The following is a 22129-nucleotide window of genomic DNA, read 5'->3' on the forward strand; positions in this document are numbered from 1 at the left end:
CGCATGTCTGAACAGGCTGCCCTGCCGGGCACCGCTGCCAGCACGCTGCCTGCCACGGCCGCTGAAACCAGCCCGGACAATCCCTGGCCGCTGCAGCTTCTGTCCCAAAAGCTCAAGGCTCATATCGACCGGACACCGTCGGCATGGGTAGAGGGCCAGGTCATAGAAATGAACCGCCGGGGCGGCAATGCCTACTTGACCCTGCGCGACGTGGACGCGGAGGTTTCGCTGCCGGCGTCAGTCTGGACGAAGATACTGGACCGCCAGAACATGCCCCTGGAACGGGGCTCCCGCGTCGTCGCACTGCTGAAGCCGGAGTTCTGGCTGAAGACCGGCCGACTCAATATGCAGGTCAGGGATATCCGGCCGGTCGGACTGGGCGATCTGTTGGCGCGGATCGAACGCCTGCGACAGGCCCTCTCGGCCGAAGGCCTTTTTGCGGACTCCCGTAAAAAAGCCCTGCCCCTGCTGCCTCACCGCATCGGCCTCATTACAGGGCGTGAGTCCGATGCCAAGAAGGACGTGCTCCAGAATTCGGCGCTCCGGTGGCCGGCCGTGGAGTTTGAAATCCGCGAGGTTGCTGTCCAGGGCAACACTGCCGTGTCGCAGATCGTCCGGGCATTGCGCGAGCTTGATTCCCGTCCCGACGTTGACGTCATCGTCATCGCCAGGGGCGGCGGAGCCCTGGAGGACCTCCTTCCGTTCAACAGCGAAGAACTGATCCGGGCCGTCGCCGCCGCGGTGACACCGGTGGTCAGCGCTATCGGCCACGAGGCGGACCGTCCGCTGCTTGACGATGTCGCCGATCTGAGGGCTTCAACGCCCACCGACGCTGCGAAGCGGATCGTCCCGGACGTAGCAGAGGAACTGGCCGGCGTCCGCCAGGCCAGGGAACAGCTCCGCCGTTGCATCAGCCGGCTCGTGGACCGGGAGACCGACCGCCTGCACGCGCTGCAGTCCCGCCCGGTACTGTCCGCGCCCGAGGCCATGGTGACGGGCCGCTCGGAAGAGATTGAGCGCCTGCTGCGCCGGTCGTCCGCGGCGGTCAGCTCGCTGGTGGTGCGGGCCGCGGACCAGCTGGTCCACCTGCAGGCCCAGGTACGGGCCCTCTCACCACAAAAAACCCTCGACCGCGGCTACGCGGTGGTGGAGCTCGCCAACGGCCGGGCCGCCCGGGCCACGGAAGCTTCCGGCCACGCTGTGGTCCGTGACCCGTCAGAGGCACCGTCCGGAACAGAGTTGTCTGTCCGGGTGGCACATGGCCTCTTTGGTGCCACATCCACCGGGAAACTTCAACAAGGAGAAGCATATGCCTGAGACAAAGCCCGATCCGGAAATCGAAGCGCTGAGCTACGAGGAGGCGCGTGAACAGCTCATCGGTGTCGTGGGCAAGCTCGAGGCCGGAGGTGCAAGCCTCGAAGAGTCACTGGCCCTTTGGGAACGTGGCGAGGCCTTGGCCAAGCGCTGCGAGGAATGGCTCGAGGGCGCCCGAAAGCGGTTGGCCGCTTCCAGGGACCAGCCCCTCTAGTCGCGGGCCCGAAACCCTTTCCGCTCAGGACCTTTCGACGAGCTGCCGTTCCACGCCGACGTCGAAGTCGGCTTTGGGCCACTCCAGCTGCAGGTCAGTCATCGCGCCGAGGAGCAGCTGCTGCACGGCGATCCTGGCAAACCACTTTTTGTTGGCCGGAACCACGTGCCACGGTGCAGCATCACTGTTGGTGTTGTCGATGGCCGCCTGATACGCGGACATGTAGTCCTCCCAGAAGGCACGCTCAGTCAGGTCACCCCGGCTGTACTTCCAGTGTTTGGCCGGGTCGTCCAGGCGTGCCAGGAGGCGCGCTTTCTGTTCATCCTTGCTGATGTACAGCATCACCTTGACGACCTTGGTCCCGGAATCCGTCAGCCGTGCCTCGAACTCATTGATGGCCACATACCGGCGTTTCAGTTCCTCCGGAGACGCCCAGCCATGGACCCTGTGGATCAGGACGTCCTCATAGTGGGAGCGGTCAAAAACGCCCACCATCCCTGCCGCCGGGACTTCCTTCTCGATCCTCCAGAGGAAGTCATAGGACTTTTCTTCCTCCGTGGGTGCCTTGAACGCCTTGAACTGGACCCCCTGCGGATCCATGGCGGCCATGACGTGGTTGACGATGCCGCCCTTGCCGGCAGTATCCATCGCCTGCAGGATCAGCAGGATCCGCTTCGTCCCGCCGAAACGGGATTCCGCGAACAGCTTCTCCTGCAGCTCAGCCAGCTTCCCGTCCAGCTCAGCCAGCAGTGCTTTGCCGTCAGCCTTGTTGCCGGTGAACCCGGGCGTGGACTCGGGGTCGATATCCGCCAGGACGAAGCCGTCCCCGACCTTCAGCGTCTGCAGGGGGTGCTGATCGAACTCAACCAAGCCGGCCATGGGGATCCTTTGTCCGCGGTACACGCGTGGGATGGACGCGTGAGGACAGGCTAGTTCCCCTGATACCTGCTTAGGAAGTCCCCCATGCGCCCCACTGCCTCTTCGATGTCCTTGACGTTGGGCAGCGTAACCATCCGGAAGTGGTCCGGACGCACCCAGTTGAAGGCACGGCCATGCGAAACCAGGATCTTTTGCTCCTTCAGGAGGTCCAGGACAAATTTCTCGTCATCCCGGATGTGGTAAACCTCAGGGTCCAGCCGCGGGAACAGGTAAAGCGCGCCCCTGGCCTGCTGGGTGCTGACTCCGGGAATGGCGTTGAGCATGTCGTACGCCTTGTTTCGCTGCTCAAGCAGCCTTCCGCCGGGAAGAATGAGGTCGTTGATGCTCTGGTAGCCGCCGAGCGCCGTCTGGATGGCGTGCTGGGCGGGCACGTTGGCGCAGAGCCGCATGTTGGCGAGCAGGTTGATGCCCTCCAGATAATCCGAAGCCTCCTTCTTGGGTCCCGATATGGCCATCCAGCCGGCGCGGTAACCGCAGACACGGTACGCCTTGGAGAGTCCGCTGAAGGTGAGGCAGAGGACGTCGTCGCCGGTCAGGCCGGCCAGGTTTACGTGGACAGCGTCCTCGTACAGGATCTTTTCGTAGATTTCATCCGCGAAAAGGACAAGCCCGTGCTTCTCGGCCAGGGCCACGATCTTCTTGAGCGTCTCTTCGGGATAGACGGCGCCTGTGGGATTGTTCGGGTTGATCACCACAATGCCCTTGGTGCGGGGCGTGATCTTGGCTTCCATGTCCTCAAGGTCCGGCTGCCAGCCGGACTCCTCATCGCACAGGTAGTGCACCGGCTTGCCGCTGGCCAGTGCCACGGAGGCCGTCCAGAGCGGGTAGTCCGGCGTAGGAATCAGGACCTCGTCGCCGTCGTCCAGCAACGCCATGAGGGACATGGTGATCAGCTCGCTGACGCCGTTGCCCAGGTAGATATCGTCCACGTGGATGTTCTGGATGCCGCGGGTCTGGTAGTACTGCGACACAGCGGTGCGGGCCGAAAAAATGCCGCGGGAGTCGCTGTACCCCTGGGCGTGGGGCAGATGGCGGATCATGTCCACCAGGATGGCGTCCGGCGCTTCAAATCCAAACGGCGCGGGGTTTCCGATGTTCAGTTTGAGGATCCGGTGACCCTCCGCCTCCATCTGCTGGGCGGCCTGAAGAATCGGTCCACGGATGTCATAGAGGACGTTATGGAGCTTGGTGGACTGCCTGAATTCTGCCATCCATCAAATATGCCACAGGAAGGATGTACTTCCGTTGAGACCTCGGCCACACGCGAGCGCACCCCGTACCGCACGCAGGGATGCGCCCACAGCAGAGCGACGGCGGCCGCCGGACCTGGGAGAGTCCGGCACCCGCCGTCGTGATGCCCTAGTGATCATCCAAGTGGGTCAGCCGCTACTTGACGATGCCTTTGTCCTTGAGCCAGGCGGCAGCGGCGTCCTTGGCGTCTTGCTTCTGGCTGCCGCTGACCGCGCGGTTGAGGTTGACGAGGTCTTCGGTGGTCAGGACCCGCGAAACGGCGTTGAGCGCTTCCTTGGCCTGGTCGGTCATGTTTGCCTCGTTGTACAGCGGCAGGACCTGCTGGGCCTTGAAGTTGTTCTTCGGATCCTCCAGCACCACGAGGTCGTTGTCCGCGATGGACGGTGTCGTGGTGTAGATGTCGGCGACCTGGACGTCATCGGTCAGCAGTGCCTGCAGTGTCAGGTTGCCGCCGCCGTCGTTGAACGGCTTCAGCGCCTTGAGTTCGCAGCCGTAGTTCGCCTTGAGCCCCGGGAACCCGTAGGCACGGGTTTCAAACGTCGCAGGCGCGGCCATGGTCAGGTCCTCGCAGACCTTGGCGAGATCCTCGATGGACTTCAGCTGGTACTTTTCCGCGGTGGCCTTGGTGACCACCATGGCGTCCTTGGACTCAGCCTTTGATGGCTCCAGGACTGCCAGGCCTTCCGGGAGCTTTTCCGGCAAGGCCTTGTAGATGTCTTCGGCCGAGACCTCGGGGGCCTCCGGGTCCACGTGCGAGAGCAGGTTGCCGGAGTAATCAGGGACCAGGTCGACGGAGCCGTCCTGCACAGCCTTGAAGTAGATCTCGCGTGAACCGATGTTGGGCTTGGTGGTCGCGGTGACCCCGGCAGCCGTCAGGGCGCCGGCGTAGATCTCGGCCACGATCTGGCTTTCCGGGAAGTCCGCGGATCCCACCACCAGCGAGCCGCCGGTTGACCCGCCGGTTCCGGTGGTGGTGGGCGTTGCCAGGGGGTCGCCGCCGCCGCAGGCGGAGAGCGCGACGGCGATGCCGACGCCCGCCGCGAGGCCGGCCAGGCCCCGGCGGGTGATGGTTGTCCGGGCTGGTTTCTTCATGGGGTGCCTCCTTGAACTGAAGCTGACGCACGCGCGGCAACTGTGAGATCGGCGGTGGCCGTGTGGCCGCCGTGGGGATCGGTGGACAGGCCGGGCGGCAGGAGCATTCTCTGCAGCGCGGCGAGGATAAGGTCGACGGCGATGGCCAGGCCGGCGATGAGCAGCGAGCCGGCCAGCATGCGGGGAAAGTCCTGCAGGACCAGGCCGTCGAAAAGATAGCGGCCGAGCCCGCCCAGCGGCAGGTAGGCCACGACCGACACGGTGGCGATGACCTGGAGCACGGCCGTGCGGATGCCACCGAAGATCACCTGCAGTCCGTTGGGCACCTCCACCAGGAAGAGGATCTGCAGCTCGGTCATCCCCATGGCCCGGGCGGCATCAACCACCGTCCTGTCAACGCTGGAGATTCCGGCATACGTTCCGGCGAGCAGGGGCGGGACCGTGAGGATGACCAGCGCCCACACCGGCGGCATGAGGCTGCTGCCTGCGAGCAGGGCGAACAGGACGAGCAGCCCCAGCGTGGGCAGGGCACGGAGCGCGCCCGCCACGGCAACGGCAACCACGCGGCCACGTCCGGTATGCCCGATGTACAAGCCCGCCGGGACGGCGATGGCGCCGGCTATCACCAGCACCAGGCCGCTGTACTGCAGATGCTCCAGCAAACGGACGCCGATGCCGGAGCTCCCGGACCAGTGTGCGGGATCAGCCAGCCAGGCGAAGGTGTCCAGGAAGAGGTTGCTCATCCGGCCGCCTGGGCTGTCATGGGCAGGGCCGGGGCCTCATTGCGGCCTGGCTCCGCTGCCGGCGCTTTGGCCGCCCGCGTCCATGGCGTCAGCAGCCGCTCCAGCAGCACCAGCAAACCGTCCATCAGCAGGGCAAGCACCAGGATGGCCACAATGCCCACTACCACCTCAGTGACGAAGTTCCGTTGCAGGCCATCAGTGAACAGCATGCCGAGGTTCCCCACCCCCAGCAGCGCGGCGACACTGACGAGGGAGATGTTGCTGACCGAGACCACCCGGAGTCCGGCGAACATCACGGGGAGGGACAGGGGCAGGTCAATCTGGAGGAAACGCAGCCACGGCTTATAGCCCATGGCCACCGCGGCCTGGCGCAGGTCTTCGTCCACGGAGTCGAAGGCGTCCAGGGCGGCCCGCACCAGGAGGGCGACCGCGTACAGGGTGAGGGCAACAATAACGTTCAGCGGATCGAGGATCCGGGTCCCCAGCAGCGGAGGCAGGATGATGAACAGGGCCAGTGACGGGATGGTGTACAGCAGTGAACTTGCCGTCAGCACAACGGACCTCAACGCGGCATTCATCCGGGCCAGCTGGGCCAGCGGGATGGAGATGACCAGCCCCAGGACCATGGGGATCAGGGCAAGCACCAGATGCTGGCCGGCCCGTTCCATGACCATGCCGCTGTTTGACAGGAACCAGTCCATCAGAGCGCAGCCTGCCGGACCTGGCGGGCGTCCTCAATGACGGCCAGGACTTCCTGGGCCCTGATGGTGCCCAGGACGCGGCCCTCGCCGTCAACGGCCACGCCCAGGCCCGACGGCGAGGAAAGCGCCGAGTCCAGGGCCCGGCGGAGGGTCTCGCCGGGGCGGAACAGGGAGCCCCCGGGAATGAGTTCGGTGTCCGTTCCCGGGCCCGCCCAGCCCAGCGGGCGCATGCCGGCGTCCACCACGAGCTGCCAGCCCGACACGCCGGAAGGGTCCCCGGCGAAGCCCGAGTCCCCCTGGACGAGCGTGGGCACCGGGTGGATGCTCACGCCGTCGGACGCCGTGAACCCCAGGTGGCGGAACCCCCTGTCACGGCCGACGAAAGCCGCGACGAAGTCGTTGGCCGGGGCCCGCAGGATCTCCTCGGGCGTGGCGTACTGGGCGAGCTTGCCGCCCACGGCAAACACCGCCACCTTGTCCCCCAGGACAGTGGCTTCGTCGATGTCGTGGGTAACAAAAACGATGGTCTTGGCGAGGTCTTTCTGCAGACGCAGGAGTTCCTGCTGCAGCTCGTCCCTCACTACGGGGTCCACAGCGCTGAATGGCTCGTCCATCAGGAGCACGGGCGGGTCGGCGGCAAGCGCGCGGGCCACGCCAACACGCTGCTGCTGCCCGCCGGACAGCTGGGAAGGGTAGCGTTTTCCCAGTGCGGACGCCAGGCCGACGACGTCGAGCAGCTCTTCAGCGCGTTTGCGCGCCTCAGCCTTGGGAACGCCGTTGAGCCGGGGAACCGTGGCGATGTTGTCCAGCACCGAACGGTGCGGCATCAGCCCAGACGACTGCATCACGTAGCCCATGGACCGCCGCAGTTCAGCCGCAGGAATGGACGTGACGTCCTTGCCGTCCACTGTGATGACACCGGACGTCGGCTCGACCATGCGGTTGATCATCCGAAGGGACGTGGTCTTGCCGCAGCCGGAAGGGCCCACAAAAACAGTGATCGCGCCCCTGCCGATGGACATGGTCAGCTGGTCCACGGCCGGGTGCCCGCCCTGGTACTGCTTGGTGACGCTCTGGAATTCAATCATGGCTGGTCCATTGCGGGACTTACCTGTTCTGTTGGACGGCATCGGACTGTGGATCGACTCGGTCAATAAGCACACTGATAATCACGGTAACCCTCATCCGACCTCAGCTTAACCAGTGCCGCACCGAAAATGGGCGAAGGAATCCCTACTGTAATGATTCGGAGACTCCGCCGGGGCGGATGGGCGGCCTAGAGTTGGACTGTGACCAATCTCGAAGTGACTCCCGAGCAGGAAGTTTGTCCACCGGCGGCCCCCGAAGAGAGTTCGGGCCCTTGCCTTCAGCTCTGGCCCGAAAGGGAAGTCCCGCTTGGCGGAGTGCGGGCCATGAATGTCCGGCGCACGCTTCCCCAGCGGGGCCTGCCCACCATCGGCGCATGGTGCTTCCTGGACAGCTTCGGACCTGACCGCACGGCCATGTCTGTGCTCCCCCATCCGCACATCGGACTGCAGACCGTGACCTGGCCGCTGGCGGGGCACATCCGCCACCGGGACAGTGTGGGCAGCGACGTGGTGGTCCGTCCCGGCGAGCTGAACATCATGACGGCCGGACGCGGCGTCTCGCACTCAGAGTTCGCTGTACTCCCGTCACTCCCGCCGTACGACGGCGGCGAACGGCTGCCGCTGCAGCGTGGCCTTCAGCTGTGGGTGGCGCTCCCGGACAGCCACCGCCACGCCGCGCCTGCCTTCGAGCAGCACCGCGAACTTCCGGCTGTGACCGGTGAAGGCTTCACCGCGACGGTGATGGTGGGGGAATTTGCCGGCGCGACGTCGCCTGCCACCATGTACTCCCCCATCGTCGGAGCAGACATCTCCTGTGCCGGACCCGCGGTGCTCCCGCTCAATAAACACTTCGAACACGCCGTCCTGGTGCTCGACGGCGGGCTGGTGGTGGACGGGCAGGAAGTTCCGCCGGGGCCGCTGGGCTACCTGGGTGCGGGCCGCACGCTATTGGCCGTTCACGCGCTCCCGGACACCCGGTTTGTGCTCATCGGCGGCGAGCCGTTCCAGGAGGAGCTGCTGATGTGGTGGAACTTTGTGGCCCGCACCCACGAGGAAGTGGAGGAAGCGCGTGAGGCCTGGGAAGCGCAGGCCGGCCTGACCGGTTCCGAGGGCCAGGCAGCCCGCTACGGGCTGGTGGAAGGGCACGGGCGTGACGCGGGCGCTGAAGCCGGCCGGATCCCCGCGCCAGCGCTGCCCACGGTGAGGCTGGCGCCGCGGAAGCGAAGCATGCCCTGACGGCTGCCGCCGGACGGCCGGCTTATCGCTGGATCGGCGCCTGCTACTCCTGCTCGGAGACCAGTTGCAGGACACCGAACACGGGTTCCTGGTCCAGCACACGCACGTCCGTGACGCCGGCGGCAGCCAGGTGCTTGCGGAAAGCATCCTGGAGCGGGGCGACGTTCATGCCCAGGCCGCCGCCCAGGATGACTGGACCATCAATTTTCAGCTTTCCAAGGGCCTGTGCGGCCAAGGCGGCGAGGTCGCTGCCGGCCTGGTCCAAGAGCGCCTGGCTTGCGACGTGGCCGGCAGCAGCCGCCTCCACCACGGGTCGTGCCTGCTGGGCCCAGAAGCGGCGGCCGGTGTCCGGGGAATGGAACAGGGAGATCAGCCGGTTGGGGTCGTCCACTCCGCAGGATTCCAGGAGCGCCGCGGTCAGCTGATCGACGGGCAGGCCCTGGTTCATCCTGCGCAGGCTGTAGCGGACGGCTTCCCGCCCCAGCCAGTAGCCGCTGCCTTCATCGCCGAGGAGGTAGCCCCAGCCGCCGGCCCGGGCCTCCTCGCCTTCGGCGTTCCTGCCCCAGGCGGCTGAACCTGTTCCGGCAATCACCGCAACGCCGGCGCTTGCCCGCCCGGCCGCCAGCAGCAGGCGGGAGTCGTGGACCACAGTGATTCTGGCTCCGGGAACGTGGGGGCCGATCAGGGCGGCGAGCGCGGCGGCGTCATCGTCCGTGTCGATCCCGCCGGCGCCGGCGTAGACCCGGGAGACCTTGCCCCCGCCGATCCTGGCGAAAAGGTCTGCAAGGTTGGCAGCCGCGTCCTCGCGGCTGACGTTCTGGACGTTGGAGCTGCCGGCGGACCCATCCGCCACTGCCTTCCCGTCCTCGAAGCGGACTCCCCGGGTCTTGGTGCCCCCAATATCCAATCCGATGATGACTCCTGAGAGCGGGCCATGCCCCGCGGTGCCGTGTTCTTCAGGAGGGGAGGTCTGTGGGTTTCCGGTGTAAGTCACGGCACCAGCCTACTGAGGCCCGCCGGGATCTACAGACTCCGGGACCGTGAGCAAACCAGGCCGGCCAGCAGTTGCGGACCCTCCTGGAGGACCATCTCCCGGAAAAGCCGGACAGCGTCGGGTTCCGCGTCTGGGCCGGGCTTCCGCAGCCTCCACGCCAGTCCGATCTCCCGGTAGGCCAGGTCCGACTCAATCGCCACTTCGACCCAGCCCAGGTTGCCCGTCCCGGGGGTGACCTCGCGTCCCGGGCCCTCACCGCCTGGCGGCAGGATGCCCACGCCAAGCCCGGCCGAGACCAACCCCCGCACCGTGTGCGAGTCCTGGCTCTCAAAGGCGATGCGCGGCCGCAAGCCTGCTTCGCGGAACAGTGCATCCGTCAGGGACCGCAGGCCGTAGCCTGACCCCAGCGCCACAAACGGATCGGTCCTGATGTCCTGGATCCGGGCGCTGCGCCGGGATGCCAGTGGGTGCGAGTGATGGACCACCAGCCGCAGCGGTTCGCGGTAGAGCGCTGCCGACGAAATGGTGCGGCCGGCGGGCGCCACGGGGGCTGTGAGGGCCAGGTCCGCCTTGCCGGAAGCGAGCTCCGCGAGGCAGCTGTCCCTGGCACCCTGGCTGAACGTGAAACCTGCCTCGGGGTGGCGGCTGCGGAAGGCGCTGATCAACAGCGGCAGGGTGGCCTCACCGAAGGTGTGCTGGAACGAGATGGAAATCCGTCCCCTGACCACGTCCGATTCGTGCCTGACCAAATCCAGCCCGGCCTGGAATTCGGACAGTGCCGCCTCGATGAACGGCAGCAGTGTCCGTGCGGCCGGTGTCAGGCGCACTCCCCTGCCGTCCCGGATCAGCAGTTCGGTTCCGACGGCGGCGCTGGCGCGGCTCAGTGCCCGGCTCACCGTGGACTGCGGCACGCCGAGCAACTCCGCCGTTTCGGTCACGTGCTGGGTCCGGCCCAGCTCCGCGAGCAGGGGCAACAGTGGCAGCAGCTGGGTCATTTGTTTGTGGTCAGCGTCCATGAGCCCCTTCCAGGCCGGGTTTTCTGTTCCGTAATTGGTATGAATTTCGAGGCAAACATGCATTGGAAGCATATATCTCCGGCGGTCTAGGGTGGGGAAATGGGCATACATCCGCGAACTGCCGGCCAGGAGGCGCCAGCGCCAAAGCGTGGGACGGCCACCCGAGGGGGTCCGCCGGGTACGGCAAGGTACTGGCTGGCCTGGCCTTTGCCGGCGTGGCGACGTTTGCCCAGCTCTACTCAACGCAGGCCGTGTTGCCGATCATGGCGACGGACCTGCGGATCACGGCCGCCGAAGCCGGGCTGACCATTTCCCTCGCCACTGCGGGACTTGCTGTGACAGTCATTCCCTGGTCCTTCCTCGCGGACAGGATCGGGCGGGTCAAAGCGATGGCCATGGGCATCACGGCGGCCACGGTCTTTGGCCTGCTCGTGCCGCTGGCCTGCAGCTTCGAGATGCTCCTGGGGCTGCGGCTGCTGGAAGGCATGGCCCTGGGAGGGATACCTGCCATCGCCATCGCGTACCTCAATGAGGAAGTGAACAAGGCCCATGCGGCCCTGGCCGCCGGCAGTTATGTCGCGGGAACCACCCTGGGCGGACTCGCCGGCCGGCTGGTTGCCGGACCCGTCGGCGAACTCTGGGGATGGCGGGCGGCCGTTTTTGCCGTTTCGCTGCTGGCCACCGTGGCAGCGGTACTCTTCCTGTTGCTCGTCCCCAAAGCCCGGGGGTTCACGCCGACCAAGGCGGCCGGCTGGCCGGGCGCCTGGACGACCCTCGCCGGGCATGTCCGCAACCGCAAGCTGCTTGCCCTGTACGTCCAGGCGTTTCTGCTGATGGGGGGCTTTGTGGCTGTCTACAACTACCTCGGCTTCCGGCTGGCCGGCGCACCCTTCAGCCTGCCGGCCACGCTGATCAGCCTTATTTTCCTCGCATACCTGTCCGGAACGGTCTCGTCACGCTGGGCGGCGGCGCTGACCCTGCGGTTCGGACGGCGGAACGTCCTGCTGGCAGGGGTGGTCCTGATGGTGGCGGGCCTGGCCCTGACACTGACCCAGCTGCTGGCGATCATCCTGCTGGGCCTCGTGGTATTCACGGGCGGCTTTTTTGCCGCGCACAGCATTGGCGCCGGCTGGACGGGCACCATCGCCTCCACAGGCCGGGCCCAGGCCGCATCGCTGTACAACCTCTCCTACTACCTGGGCTCCAGCGTCATCGGCTGGGCCGGCGGGCTGGTCTTCCAGTCCTGGGGCTGGCCGGCACTCGCCGCGACCGTCATGGTACTGGCCTGCCTCACTGCGGTGACTGTCGCCGTCGTCCATCCTCAGCGGGATACCGCCACCGCCGCGGCTCCAGCCGCCGAATCCCGGGCAGGCACCGCCTAGGTGCGAACTATCCGCCGGACATGCCTCAAACCCCTGGTGATTATTCGGGAGACGGGACGGGCCAGGGGGTGAACGGCCGGAATCGGCGTCTAGGATGAACTCAGATCACGTTGAGGAGATTCCATGAGCAGCAACGCCAAGAACGTCCGGCCCGGGCACCATTCCGAACCCCTGGATGCCATTGACGAACGGCTGCTCGCTGCCTTGGTCGAGGATGCCCGGATCTCCAACAAGCAGCTCGCTGAACTCGTGGGCATCGCCCCCTCGACAGCCCTGATGCGCACGCGGGCGCTGACCGAACGGGGCATCGTCCAGGGCTTTGAAGCCAAACTCAGCCTGTCCGCCATTGGACGGTCCGTGCAGGCACTCGTGGCCGTCAGGCTCCGGGCCCATGACCGGGACCAGATCGACCGCTTTACGGCGCGCGTTCCGCATCTTCCGGCCGTGCTCTCCACGTTCCACACGTCAGGCTCCGTTGACTACCTGCTGCACATCGCCGTGGCCAGCACCGAGGACCTGAGGGACTGGGTCCTGGACAACCTGGCGACCGACCCTGTGGTGGGCCACACCGAGACAACCCTCGTTTTCGACCACATCCAGGGAAACCACGGGCCGCTGCCCGATTAGGCGGGCCGGCGTGCTTGGTGAGGACCGCCCCGGCGGGCATCCTGCAGCGTGGCCGCCCGCCATGTCATGACCGCGAGCCCAAAAGCCGCGATGCCGCACAGCGCCACAAAGCCGGTGACGGACGCAGCCAGCCCGAAGGCCGCCGTCGCCCATCCCAGTCCCAGCACGGGCACCGCGCTGCCCAGGTAGGTGATGACGTACACCGTGCTGATGACCTGAGCATGACGGGCCGGCTCCACTTTGCCGGCCACATCGTTGAAGACCGTGCGGAACGCCACCCCCTGGCCCAGTCCCGCACCGATGCTGGCCGCGACCAGCAACAGCGGGCTGCTCCACGCAGCGGAGGCGGCCAGCAGCAGCACCGAAACACCCAGGACACCGAGGCCCGCCGGGACCGCATACCGGCCACGCACCCTGAGGAGCTGGCTCAGGGCGGACGCGCCCAGCGTGACCCCTGCAAGGGCACCGATGACAGGGCGTGACTCTGCCTGCACGATCTGGGCAAAATAGCCCGGCGCCAAGGACAGGCAAAACCCAAAAACGGAAAAGCTGAGGAATCCGACGGCGGCCGCGAGCCAGAAAGCACCCCTCGCCTCTGTGGACACGGACGGCCTGCGCGGCGCCAGTGCCCTGAGTGGCCTGACGCCGTCGCCGGGCATGATTGCCGGCCTGGCCCGGAGCAGGCAGAGGGGGACCAGCAGGCCCCCAAGCACTGCGGAATGCACGTAGTAGGGGGCCGTAGTGGGCCCGGGCAGCATTGACAGGACCCCGCCGATGACCGGGCCTGCCGCCACGCCGCCGGCGGAGGCCAGCAGGGTAAAGCGCGAGGCCCATTCCGGCCGGGAGGGCAGCAGTTCGCGCAGGGCGGCGGCACTCGCTCCGGTGGCCAGCGCCACAGCCACTCCCTGCAGGGAGCGGCCCGCGGAAAGCGCTGCCAGGCCCTCCGCATGTGCGAAAATCCAGCCGCCCGCAAGCCCCACCACGACGGCGAGGATCAGGGCCGCCCGCCGGCCGATGTGGTCCGACCAGTGCCCGGCAAGCATCAGGGTGGATACCAGGGCGAGGACGTAGCTCGCGAACGCAACCGTGATCCCGAACGATGAGAGCCCCAGGCTTTCCTGAAGCAGCGGATAGAGGGGCGTTGCCAGGTTCGCGCCCACCAGCAGGGTAAAGATGACGGTTCCCGCCATGGCCAGCCGTGCAGTCGTGGAGGCGTCCCAACCCGACCGGCCTGCGGTGGCGGGACGCATGCGGAGTTCGCTGAAGACGGTCATTCGCGTGCCTTTGCTTGCTTCGACCGGTTCGGGTGTCCTTGTGGGATCCGGCAGCCGGGTAAGAATGGATACGTACAGATTGCGCCACTTCTGCCCGATTGGGCTGTGATTCATGGAAGAATTGGTCAAAATCATCAATTCCTAGGCGTAGGCATAGCCGAAAGTGACAGTTTGAACAACCTTGACCCCACCGACTTGAAGATCCTGCTGGAACTGATCCGCGATCCCCGCGTGCAGATCGGCGAGCTCAGCGATTCGCTGGGCATTGCGCGCAATACCGCGCAGTCGCGTGTACGGCGCCTGCTCCGCGCCGGCGTCCTGAACGACGGCGGACGTGAGATCGACCTCGAAGCGGTGGGCTACGACGTCGTCGCCTTCGTAACGATTGAGGTGACGCACCGGGAACTAGACGGCGTCGTGGCGGCACTGCGGCTCCTCCCCCAGGTCCTGGAAGTCCACGAGATATCCGGCCGGGGAGATGTCTGGTGCCGTGTGGTGGCCACCGACACCCACAACCTGCAGGCCGCCCTCCGCCAGATCCTGAGAATCAAGGGCGTCATCCGGACGGAGACGGTGTTGGCGCTCCACACCCACATCCCGTACCGCACCGAGCCGCTGATCAGCCGCCTGGCGCAGGGCGGCCCGGGCCAGGCAACACGGCCGGCCAGGGCCCCCAGCGCTTCCCGCGGGCAGTCGAGCGACTAGGATTCGAGCATGGATTGGCTCTCATATATTTCGCAGATCAACTGGCTGGCCGTGCTGCTTGCCTTCGTTGCGACCATGGCCATCGGCTTCGTCTGGTACCTGCCCGCCGTGGTGGGCAACAGGTGGATGGCCGCCATTGGCAAGACTGAAGAGGACCTGAAGAACATCAGCGGCGGCGCCGGAATCTGGGTTCCCATGATGGTCGCGGCCGCCCTCACTGCCGTTCTGCTGGCTGTCCTGATCAGCAAACTGGACCTGGACAACGCGCTGGCCGGAGGCTTCTTCGCCCTGGTCCTGGCCCTCGTGTTCCGCGCAGGAGGCCATGTAATCCATAATGGCTTCGCGGGCCGTCCAGCCGCCGTCACGCTCATCGATTCCGGCCACGACGTGGTGGCGATGACCGTTGCCGGCGCGATCATCGGGGCCATGTCCTGAACCGCCTGCGCGTTTCCGTACCGACGGGCCACCCAGTCCGTTGACGATCATCGACAACGCCGTCTACGTGGACGGTGTACGCAGCGCTGAGCCGGAGTCCCTGGAACAGACGTTCGAAACGCTCGCCCACCACGGCGGCATGGCGTGGATCGGGCTGTACCGGCCGACGCAATGGGAGATGGCGGCCGTCGCCACCGAGTTCGGCCTCCACGCGCTGGCCGTGGAAGACGCCATCTCCGCGCACCAGCGTCCCAAGCTGGAGCGGTACGAGGACATTCTCTTCACTGTGCTCCGGCCTGCCCGCTACCTCGACGCTACGGAAACCGTGGAATTCGGCGAGCTCCACATCTTTACCGGCAGGAATTTTGTGGTCACCGTTAGGCATGCCGAAATGGCGGGCGTCGCCGCGGTGCGGCGCCGGCTGGAGTCCCGGCCCGACCTGCTCCGGCACGGCCCGGAGGCTGTGCTGTACGCCCTGCTGGACAAGGTGGTGGACGACTACGCCCCCGTAGTGGCCGGGCTCGAGAACGACATTGACGAGATTGAAGACCAACTGTTCAGCGGTGACAGCACGGTCTCACGCCGGATCTACGAACTTGCCCGGGAGGTCATCCAGTTCCAGCGTGCGATCCATCCGCTGCCGGGCATGATGCAGCAGCTCAAGCGCGGCTTCGAAAAATACGGGGTGGAAACGGAGCTGCAGCACAGCCTCCGCGACGTCGAAGACCACGTGGAGCGGGTGATCTCGCGCGCCGACTCCTTCCGGGACCTCCTGCAGAACGCCCTCACTTTGGACGGGACGTTGACCGCGAACCGCCAGAACGAGGCCAGCGCCGAACAGAACGAACAGGTCAAGAAAATCTCGTCCTGGGCTGCGATCTTCTTTGCGCCATCCATCGTGGCGGGCGTCTATGGCATGAACTTTGACCACATGCCGGAGCTCCACTGGACCCTGGGCTACCCGCTGTCCATTGCGCTGATGGCCGGCACAGCCGCCCTGATGTACGGGATCTTCAAGAAGAAGGGCTGGCTCTGATGCCAGGCCACGGGAGCGACGGCGGGCCAGCAGCGGAGCTGGCACATGGGCGCATTATCACCCCCGGCACCGAGCACCAGCTGGGCACGTACGGCCTGTTTCCGCCGTCGGCTGCCCAGCAGCGCACCCTGACTCCCGCCACTGTGCCGCTCACAGCCAAGAACGCTGAACCGGAGCTGCTGTGGATCGGATTCGCCGAGCTCTGCGGCGGAGCCGCCACGCATGCCGACTACGCGGCATTGGCGGACCAGCACACCACGTGGGTCGTTGACGGTGTTCCGGCCCCTGACGCCGTGTCGGCGGAAATGGCCGCTCGCTGGATTCGCTTCGGCGAGGCCGTGGAAGCCCTCAGGGAGCGGGGCAGGACGCTGTTCCTGATCGGGCCTGTCCCCCTTGACTGGGACCGCGCCACACGCGCTTGGCAGAACGCCGACATCCCGGGCGGGACGGACGTGCCGGCGGCGATGGCGCGTATTGCCCGGCGCCTGGCGGTCCTGGTGCGGGTGGACTCGGCGTCCGATGCGGTTCCGGAGGGTGTCTCCGGAAGTTAGGCGGCGTGAACGCTGATCTCTGCGGCGTCGCCGAACACAAGACGGCGGTTGGCTACTTTTTCGGTGAAGAACCGGTCGTGGCTCACCACTACCACTGCGCCGGGGAAATGCTGCAGAGCCCGCTCCATGACCTGGGTGCTGGAGAGGTCCAGGTGGTTGGTGGGCTCATCCAGCAGGAGGACCGAGGCTCCGGAGAGCAGGCATTGCGCCATGGCCACGCGGGCACGCTGGCCACCCGACAGGTTGCCGATCCGCTGCTTGAGGTCGGCGTCCGAAAACTGGAACATCGCCAGAAACCGGTGGACGGATTTTTTCGTCGCAGTCAGCGCCAGGCTGTCCGGCATTGCATTGACCGCATGGGTGACCGTGTCGTCGTCGTTAAGCTCTTCAAGCACCTGGTTGTACGAAACCATGCCGGCACCCTTCGCCCAGGAGACCGAACCGGAATCGGCAGGCTCCTCGCCGGTAAGAGCCCGCAGAAGCGTGGACTTGCCGCTGCCGTTGGCGCCGATGACGGCGATGCGGTGCCCGCGGCCGATCTCGAAGCTGAGGTCCCGGAACAGCGTCCGGCCATCATAGGACTTGCCCAGCGAATCCACCCTGCACAGCACGTCCTTGACGTAGAGGCCGGCGTAGATTTCCGTGATGATCTGGTCCACCGGCCGTGGCGCGCGTGACTTCTTGATCCTGGCCAGCTGGTTGGCGAGCCCCTTGCTGGCCGCCTTGGCAGCTTCCCGGCGGTCCGAGATGCCCTCGGCCTCGAATGCCAGCAGCTCGGACTCGTGCTGAAACTGGCTTTCCAGGCTCTTGAGCCGGAACTGCTTTGCCACAACGTACTCGGCGAAATTGCCCGGGTATTCGTGCAGGTGGAAGTTCTCCACCTCGACGATCCGGGTGACCACGGAGTCCAGGAATGTCCGGTCGTGCGAGACGATGATCGTGGCGCCCTTGAAGGTCCGGAACCAGCCTTCCAGCCATTCGACGCCGGCCACGTCCAGATAGTTGGTGGGCTCATCCAGCAGGAGCACGTCAGGGGCCTCAAGCAGGATCTTGGCCAGCGCGGCACGGTTCCGCCAGCCACCCGACAATTCATCGATGGAGCAGGCCCGGTGGGCGTCGCTGAAGCCCAGCGTGGTGAGCACTTTGTCGATGCTGCGCTGGTAGTCCCAACCGTCCAGCCGGTCCATGTCTTCGAACAGCTCCGACTGGCGGTGGATGAGCGTGTCCAGCCGGGGGCTGTCCGCCGGGTCTGCAGCGATCGCGGCGTCGATGGCAGCCAGTTCGGCCTCGATGTCCTTAATGTGGGCGAACAGTCCGTCCAGGACCTCAAGGATGCTCGACTCCCCGTTCAGTTCCGAGAACTGGGAGAAATAGGCAGTGGTGACGCCGGGGTCCAGGCTGACGGTCCCGAGGTCCGGTGCCACCTGCCCGAGGATGAGCTTGAGGATGGTGGACTTGCCGGACCCGTTCCTGCCGATGAGGCCCACCCGGTCGCCCGGTTCGAGCCGGAAGAATGCTTCACGGAGCACGGGTGTCTTTTCGAAACCGACACTGACGTCGTTCAGCCGGATCAAACTCATTGATTCTGTCCAATCCAGGGAAGTCTTGTGCGTTGGGTACCGCCGGGATCGGACAGCCATTGAGTGGAGCTAAGGAGATTCGAACTCCTGACCTCTTCGATGCGAACGAAGCGCTCTACCAACTGAGCTATAGCCCCGGAACAGCCCGCTCTCCGGTGGGAGCCGCGGGGCCGGTGACCCTAGGCTACAAATTTTCCGGTCACTTTACCAACCGGGCACGGAAACCCTTGCGGCGTGTGACCCCGGCAGACCCGCCGGGATCAGGCGCGCCGGCGCTGCAGGACGTCGTCGAGGTTGCTGAGTGCACTCTGCGCTTTGGTCAACGGCTTCGCCGCCGGAGCGGCAGCCGGTGCGGCCGGAGTGCCCTGCTTCAGTGATGGCTTCCCCACGGCCTTGGGCGCTTCGGGGAGGTCCAGGGGTTCAGGTGCGGGACGTTCGGCTTTCGCAGCCTCGACGTAGACCGGCTTGGGCACGTCAACGGGTTCCCAGGTTTCCCCAGAGGTTCCGGCGTCCTGCGCGGTCCTGACGGAGGTGTCGCCGGCCTCGAGGGCAACGGCGAGGGCTGCTTCCCGGAGTTCCGCGGCCGTGAGCGGCTTGGCCTTCGGCTGGTTGGCCTCGGCGTCGAACAGCGGACTTTCCTGCTGGGATGCAGGCAGCGGGGCCTCGAAGGGAGCCCGCTCCGGCTGACCCTCCCGGCGGGCTGGGGCACTCATCGCAGCCCTGAACGCGGCATCGACCTTTTTCTTGCGGTCACGGACAGCAAGGCCGCGGAGCATTGCCAACGATGCAATGGTTACCAGGAAGGCAGACACCGGCAGCAGCGGGGTGCCCAGTCCGAACGGAAGAAGGACGGCGGCAAGGAAGGCTGTCAGGAGCGCGATCAATGCCACGAGGGCGATTGCCGTGCGACCGTACCGGATCCGGAATCCGCCGGACGCCGCCCTGGTGCCGGGCTCCGTTGGTGCGGTGTCCTGGGCGGCTCCGGGGCTCTTCCTGATGTCCATGGCTTTCTCCTGCTGGGCGGTGATGTTCATGACCGTCCCGGCTCTCGGGTCCGATGATTCAGTAGCTGGTGCATCCGCCGCGATCTCGCCTGCGGCCTGAAACTGGTGCCGGCGGTTTCGGAGGACATACGGGGCAACCCAGACGATCCAGAGCACAACGGCAACCACAAGGATCACTGAGCTGCTAAGGGGGAAGTCCACAATCAAAACCGTATGAGCATTACGTCACGCCCAGCGGCATTAGCCACGGTGTGTCGCCGGCAAGGTGGCAAATCAATGGATTTATGACAGCGCCTGACCTAGGAGGGGCGGGATGCCAGCCACCGTGGAAGCAGTCCATCCGGGACTTCTTCCGAGGTCAGGGCGAAGGACCGGTGGTCAGCCCACTCGCCGTTGATGTGCAGGAAGCGGGGTCTATAGCCTTCATCGCGGAAGCCGAGCTTTTCAACGACGCGCAGGCTTGGGCCGTTCTCCGGACGGATGTTGATCTCCATGCGGTGCAGACCGAGAACCTGGAAACAGTGGTCCGTGGCCATGGCCACAGCCGTCGGCGCAATGCCGTGTCCGGCCCTCGCCTGATCCACCCAGTACCCCAGCGTTGCCATCAGGGCCGAACCCCACACAATGGATGACACCGTCAGCTGGCCAACGATTGCCGGCGTGGCCTTGCCGGGACGCCGTTCGGTGATGAGGAACGGCAGCGCGGTGGACTGCGCGGCCTGGATCTTGAGGGACCGCACCATCTGCCGGTAGTCAGGCAGGCGGCCTCCTGGCGCCGGGTTGGATGCTTCCCATGGCGCGAGCCATTCGTTGTTCCGGCCGCGGACCTCGGTCCATTCCTTCTTGTCCCGGTACCGGATGGGACGCAGCACCAGGTCGCCGCACTCCAGCGTGACGGGCCAGATGGGGCCTGCGTGCATCGTGCGTTACTTGGAAAGGCCGGCGGTGAAGCCGGGAAGCCACTCGCGCAGACCGGGTCCCAGGTCATCGCTGTCGATGGCCAGCTGTACGCAGGCCTTGAGGTAGCTGAGCTTGTCACCCGTGTCGTAACGGCGCCCCCGGAAGACCACGCCGTAGACGCCGTGGCCCTCACCGTCACCAGCGGCCAGCTCCTGCAGGGCATCGGTGAGCTGAATCTCGCCGCCACGCCCCGGCCCCGTGCGTTCCAGCACCTCAAAAACCGCCGGGTGAAGGACATAGCGGCCGATCACGGCGAGATTGGACGGTGCCTCATCCACACTTGGCTTTTCCACTAACTCGTTGATCCGGACGTAGCTTTCGCCGTCGATGTCCTGGATGTCCGCGCAGCCGTAGGCACTGATCTGGGACGGCTCCACCTCGATCAGGGCAACGACCGATCCGCCGGTTCTTGCCTGGACCTCGATCATGGTGCTCAGCAGTTCGTCGCGGGCGTCGATCAGGTCATCGCCCAGCAGGACGGCGAACGGTTCGGTACCAACGTGCTGCTTTGCACGAAGCACGGCGTGGCCCAGGCCACTGGGGTCGCCTTGGCGGACGTAGTGGATGTCTCCGAGGTTGCTCGCGGCCTGGACGGAGGAAAGCTTTGCGGTCTCGCCCTTGTCCGCCAAGGTGGCCTCAAGCGCCGGCACCCTGTCGAAGTGGTCTTCAAGGGCCCGCTTGTTGCGGCCGGTGATCATCAGGATGTCGTTGAGTCCTACTTTGACGGCTTCTTCGACGACATATTGGATGGCAGGTTTGTCGACTACCGGAAGCATTTCCTTCGGCATGGCCTTGGTGGCAGGCAGAAACCTGGTGCCGAGTCCCGCAGCGGGAATCACGGCCTTGCGTACTGTCTGGTTGGTGGTAGTCACTGGACTAATCTAGCGGAGGGAGCAAACAGACAATAATTACCGGGCCGGCGAAATCCGGCCCGGACAACCTGAGGAGCAGCCACTATGCGTGTTGGAAGCAGCTCGGCCAAGGAACACATCCGGGCGCTGCACCGGTCTGCCCGCGCCGCCATGGATGCCGCCCTCCGCGAAGCGGCCGGTGCCGGCATTGCGCACCACGGACTCGACTGGGCCAGACAGATGTCAAACGGAACGCCGTCCACCTTTTGCGTCTACCTGGGCGTCGGCGTCGAGCCACCCACCAGCCCGCTCATCAGCGCCCTCCACAGCCAGGGGCATAAGGTCCTGCTGCCGGTCTGTGAACCCGGGCGCCAGCTCAGCTGGGTCTACTGGGCACCCGGCGGGGAGCTGGTCCGCAGCCGGTATGCCCCGATCCTCGAACCGGCCGGGACACGCCACGGGCCCGAAGTGATGGCCGGCGTCTCGGCGCTCTTTATGCCCGCCACTGCCGTGGACCGCGACGGTAACCGGATCGGACAGGGCGGGGGCTATTACGACGTCTTCCTCAATGCGCTGGACGGCCTCCGGCCCGGGCTTCCCTCAGCGGCAATCGTGTATGACCAGGAGGTACTGCCTGCCGGCAGCATCCCCGCCGAGGAATTCGACAGGAAGGTACCGGCCGCCCTGACTCCCTCCGGCCTCGTCCAGCTGAGCGCAGTTTGAGAACAGCCGGCCGGCAGCGGTTGGCCTCTCCGGCAGGGATGATAGAATTGGCACTCAGGCCCTGCGACTGCTAATGGACGGCGATGATCGTCCCGGCAGCACGGGACCTCTCGTTTGTCCAAGAGGAGGAGCACCAGTGCCAACGTATGCGTACGCCTGCAAGGATTGCAGCCATGCCTTCGACATCGTCCAGTCGTTCACGGACAGCACACTGACGTCCTGCCCCGAATGCCAGGGGACCTTACGCAAGAAGTTCAACAGCGTGGGCGTAGTCTTCAAGGGCTCCGGTTTCTACCGCACGGACTCACGGGATGCCAAGGGAAGCACCGTATCGGCTGCCCCGGCAGCCGCCGCCGCTCCGGCGCCTGCACCTGCACCCGCCGCTGCCGCTGCCGCTGCCGCCAGCTGAAAGG

At 65.9% G+C, this 22129-nt stretch carries 24 protein-coding genes and 1 tRNA gene; 11 read left to right on the plus strand and 14 right to left on the minus strand.

All coding sequences use genetic code 11. The features are described 5' to 3' along the window. Window positions 1–3: 3 nt before the first annotated feature. On the plus strand, window positions 4–1317 hold the full coding sequence (gene xseA, locus AU175_RS18325; protein ID WP_066294457.1) for an exodeoxyribonuclease VII large subunit: 1314 nt from the start codon (window positions 4–6) through the stop codon (window positions 1315–1317). Then, entirely contained in the window at window positions 1310–1528 is a 219-nt protein-coding gene (locus AU175_RS18330; RefSeq protein WP_066292993.1) for an exodeoxyribonuclease VII small subunit, read from the plus strand. Before xseA ends, AU175_RS18330 begins: the two co-directional genes overlap by 8 nt. A 24-nt stretch (window positions 1529–1552) precedes the next feature. On the opposite strand, the gene AU175_RS18335 is transcribed toward AU175_RS18330, so the two are convergent. The 6 genes from AU175_RS18335 to AU175_RS18360 form a co-directional block, all read right to left on the minus strand. After that, a complete protein-coding gene (locus AU175_RS18335) occupies window positions 1553–2407 on the minus strand; it encodes a polyphosphate kinase 2 family protein (RefSeq protein ID WP_066292997.1) in 855 nt (284 codons plus the stop codon). A 50-nt stretch (window positions 2408–2457) separates the two neighbouring features. Then, window positions 2458–3678: a pyridoxal phosphate-dependent aminotransferase gene (locus AU175_RS18340; RefSeq protein WP_066292998.1), complete on the minus strand. Its 1221-nt coding sequence runs from the start codon at window positions 3676–3678 to the stop codon at window positions 2458–2460. Between the two features lie 175 nt (window positions 3679–3853). Next, on the minus strand, window positions 3854–4810 hold the full coding sequence (locus AU175_RS18345; protein ID WP_066293000.1) for an ABC transporter substrate-binding protein: 957 nt from the start codon (window positions 4808–4810) through the stop codon (window positions 3854–3856). Then, window positions 4807–5553 (minus strand): ABC transporter permease, encoded by a 747-nt coding sequence (locus AU175_RS18350; RefSeq protein ID WP_066293002.1) that lies wholly within the window; start codon window positions 5551–5553, stop codon window positions 4807–4809. Before AU175_RS18350 ends, AU175_RS18345 begins: the two co-directional genes overlap by 4 nt. Further along, window positions 5550–6254 carry an ABC transporter permease gene (locus AU175_RS18355; protein ID WP_066293004.1) on the minus strand — a complete coding sequence of 235 codons (705 nt, stop codon included), beginning with the start codon at window positions 6252–6254 and terminating at the stop codon, window positions 5550–5552. The genes AU175_RS18350 and AU175_RS18355 overlap by 4 nt, the downstream gene beginning before the upstream one ends. Further along, a complete protein-coding gene (locus AU175_RS18360; protein ID WP_066293006.1) occupies window positions 6254–7342 on the minus strand; it encodes an ABC transporter ATP-binding protein in 1089 nt (362 codons plus the stop codon). Before AU175_RS18360 ends, AU175_RS18355 begins: the two co-directional genes overlap by 1 nt. Window positions 7343–7543: 201 nt before the next feature. Between AU175_RS18360 and AU175_RS18365 the strand changes: the two genes are divergently transcribed. Then, a complete protein-coding gene (locus AU175_RS18365) occupies window positions 7544–8578 on the plus strand; it encodes a pirin family protein (protein ID WP_066293009.1) in 1035 nt (344 codons plus the stop codon). A gap of 43 nt (window positions 8579–8621) precedes the next feature. Here AU175_RS18365 and AU175_RS18370 read toward each other — a convergent pair whose 3' ends face one another. Both AU175_RS18370 and AU175_RS18375 read right to left on the minus strand, forming a co-directional pair. After that, a complete protein-coding gene (locus AU175_RS18370) occupies window positions 8622–9572 on the minus strand; it encodes a BadF/BadG/BcrA/BcrD ATPase family protein (RefSeq protein ID WP_082979282.1) in 951 nt (316 codons plus the stop codon). Between the two features lie 29 nt (window positions 9573–9601). Next, complete coding sequence (locus AU175_RS18375) at window positions 9602–10588, minus strand: LysR family transcriptional regulator (protein WP_066294461.1); 987 nt, start codon at window positions 10586–10588, stop codon at window positions 9602–9604. Between the two features lie 74 nt (window positions 10589–10662). On the opposite strand from AU175_RS18375, the gene AU175_RS18380 reads away from it, so the two are divergent. Beyond that, window positions 10663–11970 (plus strand): MFS transporter, encoded by a 1308-nt coding sequence (locus AU175_RS18380; RefSeq protein WP_066294467.1) that lies wholly within the window; start codon window positions 10663–10665, stop codon window positions 11968–11970. Window positions 11971–12093: 123 nt separating this feature from the next. Continuing rightward, a complete protein-coding gene (locus tag AU175_RS18385; protein ID WP_066293012.1) occupies window positions 12094–12597 on the plus strand; it encodes an Lrp/AsnC family transcriptional regulator in 504 nt (167 codons plus the stop codon). Here AU175_RS18385 and AU175_RS18390 read toward each other — a convergent pair. Next, entirely contained in the window at window positions 12594–13871 is a 1278-nt protein-coding gene (locus AU175_RS18390) for an MFS transporter (RefSeq protein WP_066294470.1), read from the minus strand. The genes AU175_RS18385 and AU175_RS18390 overlap by 4 nt on opposite strands. Window positions 13872–14042: 171 nt before the next feature. Between AU175_RS18390 and AU175_RS18395 the strand changes: the two genes are divergently transcribed. From AU175_RS18395 to zapE, 4 genes are read left to right on the plus strand one after another with little or no spacing between them, the layout of a single operon-like run. Beyond that, window positions 14043–14576, plus strand: coding sequence for an Lrp/AsnC family transcriptional regulator (locus AU175_RS18395; protein ID WP_066293015.1), 534 nt, complete (start codon window positions 14043–14045; stop codon window positions 14574–14576). Between the two features lie 9 nt (window positions 14577–14585). Then, entirely contained in the window at window positions 14586–15011 is a 426-nt protein-coding gene (locus AU175_RS18400) for a DUF1761 domain-containing protein (RefSeq protein WP_066293017.1), read from the plus strand. A gap of 40 nt (window positions 15012–15051) precedes the next feature. Next, window positions 15052–16047 carry a magnesium/cobalt transporter CorA gene (gene corA / locus AU175_RS18405; RefSeq protein WP_066293019.1) on the plus strand — a complete coding sequence of 332 codons (996 nt, stop codon included), beginning with the start codon at window positions 15052–15054 and terminating at the stop codon, window positions 16045–16047. After that, complete coding sequence (gene zapE / locus AU175_RS18410) at window positions 16047–16598, plus strand: AFG1/ZapE family ATPase (RefSeq protein WP_066293022.1); 552 nt, start codon at window positions 16047–16049, stop codon at window positions 16596–16598. Before corA ends, zapE begins: the two co-directional genes overlap by 1 nt. Here the strand turns inward: zapE and AU175_RS18415 are convergent. The 5 genes from AU175_RS18415 to galU form a co-directional block, all read right to left on the minus strand. Beyond that, complete coding sequence (locus tag AU175_RS18415; RefSeq protein ID WP_066293025.1) at window positions 16595–18178, minus strand: ABC-F family ATP-binding cassette domain-containing protein; 1584 nt, start codon at window positions 18176–18178, stop codon at window positions 16595–16597. The genes zapE and AU175_RS18415 overlap by 4 nt on opposite strands. Before the next feature lie 64 nt (window positions 18179–18242). After that, window positions 18243–18315 (minus strand) — tRNA-Ala (locus AU175_RS18420). A gap of 123 nt (window positions 18316–18438) precedes the next feature. Next, a complete protein-coding gene (locus AU175_RS18425; RefSeq protein WP_231938651.1) occupies window positions 18439–19383 on the minus strand; it encodes a hypothetical protein in 945 nt (314 codons plus the stop codon). Between the two features lie 98 nt (window positions 19384–19481). Next, on the minus strand, window positions 19482–20102 hold the full coding sequence (locus AU175_RS18430) for a GNAT family N-acetyltransferase (protein ID WP_066293029.1): 621 nt from the start codon (window positions 20100–20102) through the stop codon (window positions 19482–19484). 6 nt (window positions 20103–20108) lie between these two features. Further along, the gene (gene galU / locus AU175_RS18435) at window positions 20109–21014 is read right to left on the minus strand and encodes a UTP--glucose-1-phosphate uridylyltransferase GalU (protein ID WP_066293032.1); all 906 of its coding nucleotides are present in this window, start codon (window positions 21012–21014) and stop codon (window positions 20109–20111) included. 84 nt (window positions 21015–21098) lie between these two features. Between galU and AU175_RS18440 the strand changes: the two genes are divergently transcribed. Continuing rightward, entirely contained in the window at window positions 21099–21716 is a 618-nt protein-coding gene (locus AU175_RS18440) for a 5-formyltetrahydrofolate cyclo-ligase (RefSeq protein WP_066293036.1), read from the plus strand. Window positions 21717–21852: 136 nt separating this feature from the next. Next, a complete protein-coding gene (locus tag AU175_RS18445; protein ID WP_066293038.1) occupies window positions 21853–22125 on the plus strand; it encodes an FmdB family zinc ribbon protein in 273 nt (90 codons plus the stop codon). Window positions 22126–22129: the final 4 nt, after the last annotated feature.

It is taken from the genome of Arthrobacter sp. B6, from assembly GCF_001663775.1.
In the GTDB taxonomy this organism is placed as follows: Bacteria; Actinomycetota; Actinomycetes; order Actinomycetales; family Micrococcaceae; genus Arthrobacter.